Source organism: Stenotrophomonas sp. STEN023, from assembly GCF_056760135.1.
Genome location: NZ_JBRREF010000019.1, coordinates 61220 through 72522 on the forward strand (window position 1 = coordinate 61220; position 11303 = coordinate 72522).

11 protein-coding genes are annotated in these 11303 nt (G+C 63.7%); all 11 read right to left on the reverse strand.

Annotation, left to right across the window (positions count from 1 at the left end; translation table 11 throughout):
• Positions 1–48: 48 nt before the first annotated feature.
• The 11 genes from flgL to flgB all read right to left on the reverse strand — a co-directional run bounded on the left by flgL (position 49) and on the right by flgB (position 10984).
• Positions 49–1251 (reverse strand): flagellar hook-associated protein FlgL, encoded by a 1203-nt coding sequence (flgL, locus tag ACVOLV_RS08040; RefSeq protein WP_481553911.1) that lies wholly within the window; start codon positions 1249–1251, stop codon positions 49–51.
• Positions 1251–3128: a flagellar hook-associated protein FlgK gene (flgK, locus tag ACVOLV_RS08045; RefSeq protein WP_481553912.1), complete on the reverse strand. Its 1878-nt coding sequence runs from the start codon at positions 3126–3128 to the stop codon at positions 1251–1253. Before flgK ends, flgL begins: the two co-directional genes overlap by 1 nt.
• A gap of 11 nt (positions 3129–3139) precedes the next feature.
• Complete coding sequence (gene flgJ, locus ACVOLV_RS08050; RefSeq protein WP_481553913.1) at positions 3140–4333, reverse strand: flagellar assembly peptidoglycan hydrolase FlgJ; 1194 nt, start codon at positions 4331–4333, stop codon at positions 3140–3142.
• Between the two features lies 1 nt (position 4334).
• Positions 4335–5450, reverse strand: a complete 1116-nt coding sequence (locus tag ACVOLV_RS08055) for a flagellar basal body P-ring protein FlgI (RefSeq protein WP_481553914.1) — start codon at positions 5448–5450, stop codon at positions 4335–4337.
• 8 nt (positions 5451–5458) lie between these two features.
• Positions 5459–6148: a flagellar basal body L-ring protein FlgH gene (gene flgH / locus ACVOLV_RS08060; protein ID WP_481553915.1), complete on the reverse strand. Its 690-nt coding sequence runs from the start codon at positions 6146–6148 to the stop codon at positions 5459–5461.
• Positions 6149–6170: 22 nt separating this feature from the next.
• Positions 6171–6956 (reverse strand): flagellar basal-body rod protein FlgG, encoded by a 786-nt coding sequence (flgG, locus tag ACVOLV_RS08065; protein WP_481549177.1) that lies wholly within the window; start codon positions 6954–6956, stop codon positions 6171–6173.
• A 308-nt stretch (positions 6957–7264) separates the two neighbouring features.
• Complete coding sequence (locus ACVOLV_RS08070) at positions 7265–8014, reverse strand: flagellar basal body rod protein FlgF (protein ID WP_282271512.1); 750 nt, start codon at positions 8012–8014, stop codon at positions 7265–7267.
• A gap of 190 nt (positions 8015–8204) precedes the next feature.
• Positions 8205–9425, reverse strand: a complete 1221-nt coding sequence (flgE, locus tag ACVOLV_RS08075) for a flagellar hook protein FlgE (RefSeq protein WP_481553916.1) — start codon at positions 9423–9425, stop codon at positions 8205–8207.
• Positions 9426–9456: 31 nt separating this feature from the next.
• Positions 9457–10134, reverse strand: coding sequence for a flagellar hook capping FlgD N-terminal domain-containing protein (locus ACVOLV_RS08080; RefSeq protein ID WP_303746377.1), 678 nt, complete (start codon positions 10132–10134; stop codon positions 9457–9459).
• A gap of 26 nt (positions 10135–10160) precedes the next feature.
• On the reverse strand, positions 10161–10568 hold the full coding sequence (gene flgC, locus ACVOLV_RS08085; RefSeq protein ID WP_481553917.1) for a flagellar basal body rod protein FlgC: 408 nt from the start codon (positions 10566–10568) through the stop codon (positions 10161–10163).
• An 11-nt stretch (positions 10569–10579) separates the two neighbouring features.
• Positions 10580–10984, reverse strand: coding sequence for a flagellar basal body rod protein FlgB (gene flgB / locus ACVOLV_RS08090; RefSeq protein WP_481553918.1), 405 nt, complete (start codon positions 10982–10984; stop codon positions 10580–10582).
• Positions 10985–11303 lie beyond the last annotated feature (319 nt).

Below are 11303 nucleotides of genomic sequence, written 5' to 3' on the forward strand. Positions count from 1 at the left end.
CGGTGACGTACTGCGTGTGAGGAGGCGGAAACGGTGCGGATTGCGGAATCAGCGGATCATGTTGAACAACGACATCGACTGCATCTGGGTGAAGATGGTCTGTGCCGCCTGCAAAGCCGCACCCTCGAGCTGGTATTGCCCGATGGCTTCGGCGTAGTTGAGGTCGCGTAGCTGCGACAGGGAACTTTCAAGCGTGATGCTGCTGGCCTCGCGCAGCGATGCCGCATCATCGATTGACTTGAGCTGTGCGCCGCCGGCGGCGCGCGCATCGATCAGGCTGCCCGATGCCCGGGCGACATCGCGCATGCTCGCCTGCAGCGCGTTCTGCTGCGCGGTGCGGCCAGCTTCGGTGGAGGTGTCCATCTGCAGCGACTGCACCAGCTGATCGATGGTGCTGAACACATCCCGGGTGCTGGCTTGCCCGGCGGTGAATGCATCGCCAGCGGCAGGGGCGCCTTCAATGCGCACGCGCAGGCCCTGGAAGACGATGTCCTCGCCGGTCTTGTAGGTGCCGGTGCCAACGACGGTGTTGCTGGCATCCACCACTTCGTAGGTGTCGGCAGCGGTGAAGCGCAAGGTGTAGCTGTCGCCGTTCCAACTACCGGAGCCATCGCGACTGATATCGGTCAGCACAGCCTTGCCGGTATTGCCGGCGACCGCCGCTGCATCCACCGTGCCGTCGCCGGTACGGATGCGCAGGAAGACTTCGCTGCCTGGCTGGGCGTCCTTCACGAACGAGCCTGGCGCGATCTCGACCTGGCGCTGGATCTGGTCACCGTTGTAGGTGACGGTGCCATTGGCGAGGGTGAACGGCGCGGCACCGTCGGCGGCACCGCCAAACAGGTAGCGGCCATTGCCATCGGTGGTGTTGGCCAAGGCCAGCATCTGGTCCTTGATCGCCTGCAACTCGGCCGACACCGTCTTGCGGTCCTCGGCAGAGAGCGCGGCGTTGTTGGCCTGCACCGTCAGATCGGACACCCGCGCCAACAGCTCGTTGGCCTGCGCCAAGGTGTTTTCCTGCAGCCCCAGCCGGTTCTGTGCGGTATTGGCGTTCTTGCCCAGCTGTTCCATCTCGGCCAGCACGCGGTCCAGGTTGACCGCGGTGCCGGAGGCGACCGGATCGTCCTTGGCAGTGACGATCTTCTTGCCGGTGGCCAGTTGCTGCTCAAGATGATTCATCTTGCTCTGCTTGGACAGCATCAGCGAGACCGACTGGTCATACATCATGTTGCTGGAGATACGGTTACTCATCAGCCCACCGCCTTCAAGATCGTCTGGAACATGGTGTCGGCGGTGGAGATCAGTTGCGATGCAGCCTGATAGGCCTGCTGCAGCCGTAGCATGTCCGCCGCTTCTTCATCGAGGTTGACGCCCGAGATCGAATCGCGCGATGCCTTGGCGTTGTCGTTGATCACCTGCTGCGCCTGCAGCGAGTAATCGGCGGCACGCGCGGCAGAACCAATCTGCGTGGTCAGCCCGCCCAGCGCGCCGTTCAAGGTGACGGTGCCGCCATTGAATGCCTTGGCATCTTCGACATTGGCCAGACGCGAGGCGTTGCCGTTGTCACTGGAGCCTGCAGCGGTCTTGCCGATGTCAAAGCGATCGCCGGCAGCCGGCTTGCCATCAAGCACCACGCTCCAGCCATTGACGCTGATGGTCTGGCCAGGCGTGTACGGATACGGCCCGGCGCCATCGATGGTGTAGTTGTTGGCATCGACGAAGGTGATTGCTGCCGGGTTGAGCAGGGCAGGATCGCCAGCGTTCAGTACGTCCAGCTTGCCGAGCACGCCAGTGCCGGTATTGCTGAGCACGGCGGTGCCCTTGACCGGATTTGCGGCGGCGATGCGAGAAGGGTCGGTGATCGCCACCGACAGATCGTTGGTGGCGTTGGCGGTGGGCTGCAACAGGAAGCGATCATTGGCGGCCGGCGTACCACCGACGACGAATTGCACGCCATTGACCACGAATGGGTCGGCCGCGGTGCCGGTGCCGGTCATCGGCACTGCAACGCCGGTATCGGCACGGGTCGCCTGCCAATTCGTGCCGTCGAACTTCAGTAGCAGGTTCTGCCCATCCAGCGCGGCCAGGTCGCCATAGCTGGCGGTGAACGTCGCGCTGCCGGTGTTGCCGCTATGGCCGGCGATCTTCGGCGCGCCGAGATTGAAGAAGTTGCCGCCCATATCGCCGTACAGATCCATGCCTTCGGCATGTGCCTGGTTGAACGACTGCGCCATGCCGACCGCGATCCGGCCGAGTTCGGCCTGCGCAGGGGTCAGCACGGTTTCCCGGAACTCAAGCAGGCCGCCGATCTGGCCGCCAAGCGCCTTGCTGTCCAGGGTCACCGTCATGCCTTGGGTCTTGATCGCAAGGCGCAGACGCTCGGGCTGATAAGGATCGGTTGCGGTGGTGATCTGCGAGGCCGTGGTGCCAACGACCAACGCATGTCCACCGGCGGAGTAGACGTTCATCACGCCGCCGTCCTGGATCACCGCAGTGCCGCCGGTGTAACCCACCAGCTTGGAGATCAATTGGTCGCGGCGATCCAGCAGGTCCGGCGCAGCGGCGGCGGCATTGCTGCCGATCGCACCATTGATCTGCGCGATCTCCGAGGCCAGCCGGTTCACCTCGGTGGCAGCCGAGATCAGACCGTTGTTGACCTCGCTGTTCAGGCTGTCGAGGTTGCCGTTGAGCTGCTTGAAACGGTTGACCAGGGTGCTGGCGTTGTCCAGCACATCACGCCGGTCAGCGGTGCCGGAGGCGTTGGATGCCAGTCCATTGACGGCATCAAAGAAGTTGGACCACACACCATTTACATTGGTGGCGGCATCGGAGAACAGGGCATCAACCCGGTCAGCCATGCCGGACAGCTGCTGCAGCCGTGCCAACTCGCCATTGCTGTCGAGCAGGCGCGAGATCGCCAGCTGGTCGGCGACACGGCGGATGTCGGTGATCTTGGTGCCATTGCCAACGTCGCCATAGCCCACGTCGCTGGGATCGCGCGTGGCGAAATCCACCTTCTGCCGGCTGTAGCCGTCAGTCTTGATGTTGGCGACATTGTGGCTGACGGTGGCCAGCGCCCGTTGGAAGGCGATCAGCGCACTGGTGCCGGTGGAAAGAACATTAGACATGGACGGCTATCTCAACGTCGGGTGATGCCGGTAGCACCGGCGTTACTGGCAAAGGTCTGGCCCAGGCGCGCGCCGGCATCGCCGATGGCGGCGACAGCACGCTGGATGGTCGGGCCGGCGGCAATGGCGGCGATCTTGGCGGCGTACGAGGGATCGGTGGCGTAGCCGGCACGCTGCAGCCCTTGGGCGAAGCTGCGCACGTCGCTGCCGGCGCTGAGTGCGGCCTGGTAGCGGGGGCTGGTCTTCAGCATGCGGACGTAGTCGCCAAAGCTTTCGGCCATCGAGCCATAGGCCCGGAAGCTGGCGGTCTCGTTGCGGCGCTGGCCGTTGACGTATTCGTGGGTGCCGGTGGTGGCGCGTTCGCCGCTCCAGCCGGTGGCCTTGATGCCGAACAGGTTGTGGCTGCTGTCACCATTGTCGCGCTTGATATGACGCTTGCCCCAGCCGGTTTCGAGCGCGGCCTGGGCAACCAGTGCGCGCGGATCGACGCCGAGCTCGCGCGCGGCGCGTTCGGCATGCGGCCAGATGCTGGCCACGAAACCTTCCGGTGTGTGCTTGCCGAGCTTGTCGGCGGCAACATTGGCAGTGGCGGTGTCGACCGCGTCACCGCGCTCCGCCGCCGATACCTTGCTCCAGCGGTCGTTGCTCATCGCCCAGTCGGCTGACGGCTCGGCCGGGGCGTTGTCCTGGTAAGGATTGGCAGAGTTCAGTGACGCATGGAAGCTGCTGCTGTCACGGCCGGCGATCAGATCCAGTGCCTGCGCCTGTGGCGCCATGTAAGTGGATTGGTCATTGATGTTCAGTGACGAGAGCGGATCCTCGCCAACTGCCGGTGCAGTGCTGAGCGGCAGGCCGGTGGCCGCCGGAGCAGCCAATTGATAGGCGCGTGCCGCAGCGGCGGGCTTGATGCTTGGATCAACCGTTGGGGTCGTCGCAGCTTCAGCGCCACCCAATTGACGCGCGATCATCGCCGACAGACCCAGCCCGCGACCACGCGTCATCGCCTCGGCGATGCGCTGGTCGTACATCTCGCGGAACATCTGGTTCTCACCAGGGAACAGCGAATCGCCGAAGCTCGCGTCGCGCATGCTTTTGACCAGCATCTGCGCGAACTGGCCTTCCAGCTGACGCGCGACCTTGTCGATCTTGGCCGGATCATTGGCGATGGCTGGATTGATTTCCAGCGCGGGCGCGGCGATACGCATGTCAGATCACCTCAAGGTCGGCGGTCAAGGCGCCGGCCTGCTTGAGGGCTTCCAGAATCGCGATCAGGTCTCCCGGCGCTGCGCCGACCTCGTTGACCGCACGTACGATCTCGTCCAGGGTGGCGCCGCCGTCGAAGCGGAACATGCGGCTGCCTTCATTGCTGGCGGTAATTGTGGATTGCGGAGTGGCTACGGTCTGGCCACCGGCAAAGGCATTGGGCTGGCTGACCTGGGTCGATTCGCTGACGGTCACCGTCAAGGAACCGTGCGTGATTGCTGCCGGGCTCACCCGTACCTGTGAGCCAATCACCACGGTGCCGGTACGCGAGTTGACCACGATGCGTGCTGGCGCGGTGCCGGGCGAGAGCTCGACGTTTTCGATGCGTGCCAGCATGCCGATGCGCGCCCCCGGATCGGTCGGCGTCTGCACCGAAACCGTGCCACCATCGACGGCGCGCGCCGCACCGTCGCCGAAAGCGGCATTGAGCGCGCTGACCATCCGCGAGACGGTGGTGAAGTCGTTCTGGTGCAGGTTCAAGGTGATGTCACCACCACCGGCGAAGACATCGGGCAGGGCGCGTTCAACGGTGGCACCGTTGGGAATGCGGCCAGCGCTGGGAATGTTTACCGAGACACGCGAACCATCCTTGCCCTGCGCACCAAAGCCGCCAACGATCAGATTGCCTTGGGCAATCGCATAGACCTGGCCATCGATGCCTTTCAGCGGCGCCATCAACAAGGAACCACCACGCAGCGACACGGCATTGCCGATCGAGGAGACGGTGATGTCGATGGTCTGGCCGGGTTTGGCAAACGGCGGAAGTTCGGCATGGATCGCCACCGCAGCGACATTCTTCAGCTGCGGATTGACGTTTGCCGGAACATTGACGCCGAGTTCGCCAAGCAGGTTCTTCAAGCTCTGCACGGTAAACGGCGCCTGGCTGGTGCGGTCGCCGCTGCCATCCAGACCGACGACCAGACCATAGCCGACCAGCGCGTTACCGCGCACGCCGCCAACCTGGGCAAGGTCCTTGATCCGCTCTGCGTGAGCGGGCAGGGCGACCGCCAATGCCAGCGCCGCCAGGGCAAGATAACGCTTGAAAGAGAGAGTCTTCATCACAGTGCTCAGAACAGCGCGAACGCTGAATTGAAGAAACGGCCGAGCCAACCCATTGCGTTGGATTGGGCGACCGCGCCGCGACCGCCGTAGGCGATGCGCGCATCGGCGACCTTGCTGGAGGCAATGGTGTTGTCCGGCGCGATATCCGCTGCACGCACGACGCCCTGGATCTGCACCAGCTCATCGCCTTGATTGAGCCGCAGGTTCTTCTGCCCCTGTACAACCAGGTTGCCGTTGGGCAAGCGCTGGATCACGGTGACTGTGACGCTGCCCTGCAGGCGATTGCTTTGCGCGCTGTTGCCCTTGCCGGCGAAGTCGCGGTCCGACGATGCCGACGCACCGAGAATATCTTTGCCACCCAGCGTGACCGGTGCACCAAACAAGGTCGGCGTGCCGACGTCGATTTCCGACTTCTTGCTGATCGCGGTGCTGGCGGTGGTGGTGGCCATGGTGTTTTCAACCAAGGTGATCGTCAGCAGGTCGCCGACGTCACGCGCGCGTCGGTCGCCGTACAGATTCAAGCCGGGGCCGGCGGCGTAGATCGCACCAGCGGTGGGCGCGCCAGCCTGCACGACAATGGGCTGGATCGGCGCCATCGGTGCGTACGGACGCACATCGCCGGCCAGGGTACAGCCGCCGATCAAGGCAGCGCACAGAGCGATGGAAAGTTGGCGCAGAAGTGGGGTGCTGCTCATGACGGTATCCCTTGGCGACCAATCAGACGTTGTTGTTGAGGTAGCCGAGCATCGAGTCGGTGGTAGAGATGGCCTTTGCGTTCATTTCGTAAGCGCGCTGGGTCTCGATCATCGACACCAGCTCTTCAACCACGTTGACGTTGCTGCCTTCCAGCGCACCCTGCACGACCGTGCCCAGGCCATTGAGGCCAGGCGTGCCGTTCTGCGCAGGACCCGATGCGGTGGTTTCCAGGAACAGGTTCTCGCCCTTGGCCTGCAGGCCGGCGGGGTTGATGAAGTCGGTAAGCGTCAAGGAACCGATCTCCACCGACGCGGCTTCGCCGGCCATCTTCACGCTGATGGTGCCGTCGGTACCGATGGTCAGCGATTGCGCGCCCTCGGGAATCTGGATGCCGGGCTGCACCGGGTAACCACTGTTGGTGACCAGTTCGCCCTGTGCGTTGATCTGGAAGCTGCCGTCGCGTGTATACGCCGAAGTACCGTCGGGCATCATCACTTCAAAGAAGCCGCGACCGTTGGCCATCACGTCGAGCGCGCGGCCGGTCTGCTGCTGGCTGCCCTGTTCGAAGTGCTTGGACGTGGCGACGACGCGTACGCCGGTGCCCAGCTGCAGGCCGGTCGGCAACTGTGTCTGTGCCGAGGACGAGCCACCGGGTTGACGCACCTGTTGGTACAACAGGTCTTCAAAGCTGGCACGGTCGCGCTTGAATCCGGTGGTATTGGTGTTGGCCAGGTTGTTGGAGACAACCGACATACGTGTCTGTTGTGCATCCAAGCCGGTCTTGGCGACCCACAATGCCTGATTCATGGTGCGATTCCTTGGTGACAGATACCGGCCGTTTGGCCCTTGCCTGTGTCAATGCATGGGCTGTGCCAAAAATGCCGCCGGAATGTCGGCGCTGCCCGTCGGGCATATCTGCGCTGCGGTCAGTGGGATTGCAGTGGCATCGCCGCGGATGCGGCGAGCAGGTGCGCGCGGCTATCAGCGAGCAGTGCAGGCCGATGTGATGAATGGGGAGTTGCGTCTGCGCCGCATGCGACGAATGACGCAGCGTCGCTTTTCCGCTCCCCGGAGCAGGGGAGGGCGAGCACCTTGCGTGCGCGAGGGTTTGACTATCAGCCGTTCAGACGAAGCAGACTGTTGGCGCTGCGTGCGTTTTCGTCACCGTGCTTGATGACCTTGACCTGCATTTCAAACTGGCGCTGCAGCTGGATCATCTGCACCAGCGCACCCGCTGCATCCACGTTGCTGGATTCCAGCATGCCGCTGTCCAAGGCCTTGCCCTGGCGCTGGGCAAAAGGCTGCTGTGGATCGGTGTTGCGCATCAGCCCGTCGAGGCGTCGTTCCAGGCGCTCATTGGGTGCATCAACCACGCGCAGCCGGCCTATCATCGCCATTGTCTGCGGGCCTTCGCCCAACGGAATGATCGACAAGGTGCCATCGTGGCCGATCTCCATCGCCTGGTGTGGCGGCACTGCGATTGGATTGCCGTTGTCATCGAGAACCGCATTGCCTTCTGCGGTCACCAACTGTCCGTTCGGCGTCAGCGACAAGGCACCACTGCGCGTATAGGCCTCACTGCCATCGCTGGATTGCACGGCCAGCCAACTGCCCGGCTGCAGCGACAGATCCAGTGAATTGCCGGTGATCTGCTGCGCACCGACGCGGCGGTTGAAGCCGGCATCCACGTGTACGGCATCCACGCGCGACGGAAACCCCGGCCCCTGGATACGGAACGCTTCCGTGTTGGCCAGTGCTTCCTTGAAGCCCGGCGTATCCGAGTTGGCCAGGTTGTGCGACACAGTGGCCTGCGCTTGCAGCGAGGCGCGGGCGCCGGTCATGGCAACGTAGAGGGCTTTGTCCATAGGGCAGGGATTCGGGAGTTGGGATTCGGGGTTGGAGAGCGTAAGCAGGGTTGGTGCAGAGGTCAGCGAAACGCTTCAATCCACGCGCCTTCCCATCAAGAAACAATCTCAAGGAAAGACAACGGCGGGGGCGGGTCAGGAATCGACGAATTGCTGGCCAATCCCCAATCCCGCCTCGCCAATCCCAGAGTCAACGGATATTGATGATGCTCTGGGTGATCTGGTCCTGGGTGGATACCATCTGCGCGTTGGCCTGGAAGTTGCGCTGGGCAACGATCATGTTGACCAGCTGTTCGGTGAGATCCACCGTTGAGGCTTCCAGCGAGCCGGCCTGGATCTGGCCCAGGTCCGAGGTGTCCGGTGCACCGGTACGCGGGGTGCCCGAAGAGAAGGTTTCAACCCACAGATTGTTGCCCTGGTTCTGCAGGCCCTGCGGGTTCTTGAAGGTGGTCAGTGCAACCTGGCCCAAGGCCTTGTCATCGCCGTTGGTGTAGCGCGCATACACCACGCCTTCCTCGGAGATGCTGATTTCATTGAGCTTGCCAGCGGCATAGCCATCCTGGCGGGTATCGCGCATCGCGAACTTCTCGCCGTATTGGGTGGCGCCCGACACGTTCAAGGTCAGGTTGACCAAGCCGGCACCAGTGACCGGGGTGAACGGCGCCAGAGTGATGTCGCCGTCGGTTGGGCTGGTCAAGGCACCGGCGTTGGAGAACTGCAGCAGCGATGGTGCGCCGGCGGACTGGCCGTCGACATAGTTGTATACCTGCCACTCGTTGGCGTTTGCGGTCTTCACGAAATACGAGGTCTGGGTGTGGCTGACGCCCAGCGAGTCGTAAACGGTGACGCCACCAGTGGAATGGTTGTAACTGTTGGAGTCGGTCGGGTCGAACGTGGCGATGGTCGGCTGCGGTGCGTTGCCCGGCAGGGTGAAGGCCATGTTGACCAGGGTGCTCTGCTTGGGTGGGCTGTCGGTGGTGAGCAGCTGCAGGTCGGTCAGCTCGCCGTCGAAACGGGTGCCGTCGGCACTGGGGGCAAACACCTGCAGGCGAGCGCCTTGCGGGTTGATCACGTAGCCGTTGTTGTCGGTCTGGAAGTTGCCGGCGCGCGAATACACGCGGGTGCCGTTCATGCTCATGGTGAAGAAGCCTTCACCAGCCACCGCCAGATCCAGGCTGCGGCCGGTCTGGTCGATGTTGCCCTGCGAGAACTGCTGCGCGACGTTGGTCAGGCGCGCGCCTGAACCCACCGCATTGCGCGACAAACCATAGCTGGTTGCATTGAACAGGTCGGCGAACTCGGCGCGCGATTCCTTGAAGCCGACGGTGTTGACGTTGGCGATGTTGTTGGCGGTGACATTCAGGTCCGCGTTGGCCGCGTTGATGCCCGACAGTGAGACGTTGAAGCCCATGGCGATACTCCTGGGGAAACGAGAAGGGGGCTCAGCTGACGCGGAGCACGTAGTCGAGCGGGGCAGTGCCCAGCCCCTTGAGGTTCAGGTACAAGCCATCGGAGCCCACCGTCACGCTCTCCACTTCTGCCTGCACGTAGGTGCTGAGCTTGCTCTGCGCACCTGCGGTGTCGGTATGGGTGGCGGTAACGGTGTAGCTGCCAGCCGGCATCCGCTTGCCGTCCGCATCGGTGCCATCCCACTGGAAGGCGACCTCGCCTGCGGCATTCGCCGGTACGGTCAATTGGGTGACCTTCAAGCCGTTGGCATCGGTGATGTCGACAGTGACCGAACCGGCAGATGGCGCGGCAACGGTGCCGCTGGTGCCACCTTCGGCCTCCAGCGCGACCTTGGTCGAGGGCACCATCACTTCGTGGCCGACCAGGGCGGCGCCGCGCAGCACCTGGTCGCTGGCCATGGATTGCTGGAAGCCCTTCACCGAGGTATTCAGATCGGTGATGCCCTGTACCGTGGACAGCTGCGCCATCTGCGCCACCATCTGGCTGTTGTCCATGGGCTTGGTCGGGTCCTGATGCTGCAGCTGGGTGGTCATCAGCTTCAGGAAATCGGCCTGGTCCAGCGAGCTCTTGTTCTTGCTGGTGGTGGTCGTCGTGTTGGGCGCGGTAAGCCCGAGCGAGCTGTACAAATCGGTGTTGACACTGGTGCTCATGTCGGCAGATTCCTGGGGGAGTGGGCTCAGCGGCCCATGGTCAGCGTGGCCAGGGCAAGTTCCTTGGCGGTGCTGAGCATTTCCACGCCGGCCTGGTAATTGCGCGATGTGGAGATGAGGTTGACCATCTGCGCGACCGGATCGACGTCGGGCGAATACACGTAGCCCTCGCCATCGGCCAGCGGATGATTGGGTTCGTAGCGTTTGATCGGCGCCGCGTCGCTCTGCGCGATCTCTTTTACCTGCACGCCGGTCAGGTTGGGATCGGTGCGACTGGTAACAGCCTGGAAGATCGGCTCCAGCGGCTTGTAGACCGTCTCCGGTGAGCCGGCGATCGAATCGGCATTGGACAGGTTGGAGGCGATGGTGCTCATGCGCACCGACTGCGCCTTCAAGGCGGAGCCGGCAATGTCGAAGATGGGCAGATTGCTCATGGCGTGCTCCCTTACTGGCCAGTGATGGCAGTGAGCATGGTCTTCACCTTCGACTCGACGAAGCTCAGCGAGGCGCGGTACTCCAGTGCGGCACGGCCGTAGGCGGCGCGCTCGGTATCCGGATCGACGGTGTTGCCATCCAGGCTGGGCTGCGCGCCTTCGCGCAGGATCTGGAACGGGTTGAGGCCGGCATTACCGCCGATGGCGTAATGCTGTTCGGCAGTGGTGGTCAGCAGACCGTTGCCGCTGGTGGCACCCTGGGCGTTGCGCAGGGCGGCATCAAAGTCGAGATCACGGGCCTTGTAGCCGGGCGTGTCGGCATTGCTGAGGTTGCTGGCGATCAGCTTCATGCGCTGCTCGCGCAGCGGCATTGCCTGGGCATGGATGCCGAGATAGTTGGAAAACAGGTTGGCCATGTGGAACCTCCCACGGAACGTTGCCGGGGAAGCTGCAAAAGCTGTGCCAAAGAAGCACGTAGTGCCGAGCCATGCTCGGCAGGGGCACTACAAGGGTGCCCGGGACCAACGTTGCAGGAGCGGCGTTAGCCGCGAAGCTGGTGCTGCATCCGCCAGCGAAAAACCACCCCTCCCCAACCCTCCCCTTGGCTGCGCCAAAGGGAGGGAGCGAATCTGTAGTGGGGGGGGGGGGGGGGGGGGGGGGGGGGGGGGGGGGGGGGCGGGGCGGCGGGGGGGGGGGCGGGCGGGGGGGGGGGGGGGGGGGAGGGGGCGACGGGGG

Excerpts from the sequence above, each read along its gene's own strand:
- flgL (WP_481553911.1), bottom strand. The coding sequence starts at position 1,251 with ATGAGTAACCGTATCTCCAGCAACATGATGTATGACCAGTCGGTCTCG.
- flgK (WP_481553912.1), bottom strand. The coding sequence starts at position 3,128 with ATGTCTAATGTTCTTTCCACCGGCACCAGTGCGCTGATCGCCTTCCAA.
- flgJ (WP_481553913.1), bottom strand. The coding sequence starts at position 4,333 with ATGCGTATCGCCGCGCCCGCGCTGGAAATCAATCCAGCCATCGCCAAT.
- ACVOLV_RS08055 (WP_481553914.1), bottom strand. The coding sequence starts at position 5,450 with ATGAAGACTCTCTCTTTCAAGCGTTATCTTGCCCTGGCGGCGCTGGCA.
- flgH (WP_481553915.1), bottom strand. The coding sequence starts at position 6,148 with ATGAGCAGCACCCCACTTCTGCGCCAACTTTCCATCGCTCTGTGCGCT.
- flgG (WP_481549177.1), bottom strand. The coding sequence starts at position 6,956 with ATGAATCAGGCATTGTGGGTCGCCAAGACCGGCTTGGATGCACAACAG.
- ACVOLV_RS08070 (WP_282271512.1), bottom strand. The coding sequence starts at position 8,014 with ATGGACAAAGCCCTCTACGTTGCCATGACCGGCGCCCGCGCCTCGCTG.
- flgE (WP_481553916.1), bottom strand. The coding sequence starts at position 9,425 with ATGGGCTTCAACGTCTCACTGTCGGGCATCAACGCGGCCAACGCGGAC.
- ACVOLV_RS08080 (WP_303746377.1), bottom strand. The coding sequence starts at position 10,134 with ATGAGCACCAGTGTCAACACCGATTTGTACAGCTCGCTCGGGCTTACC.
- flgC (WP_481553917.1), bottom strand. The coding sequence starts at position 10,568 with ATGAGCAATCTGCCCATCTTCGACATTGCCGGCTCCGCCTTGAAGGCG.
- flgB (WP_481553918.1), bottom strand. The coding sequence starts at position 10,984 with ATGGCCAACCTGTTTTCCAACTATCTCGGCATCCATGCCCAGGCAATG.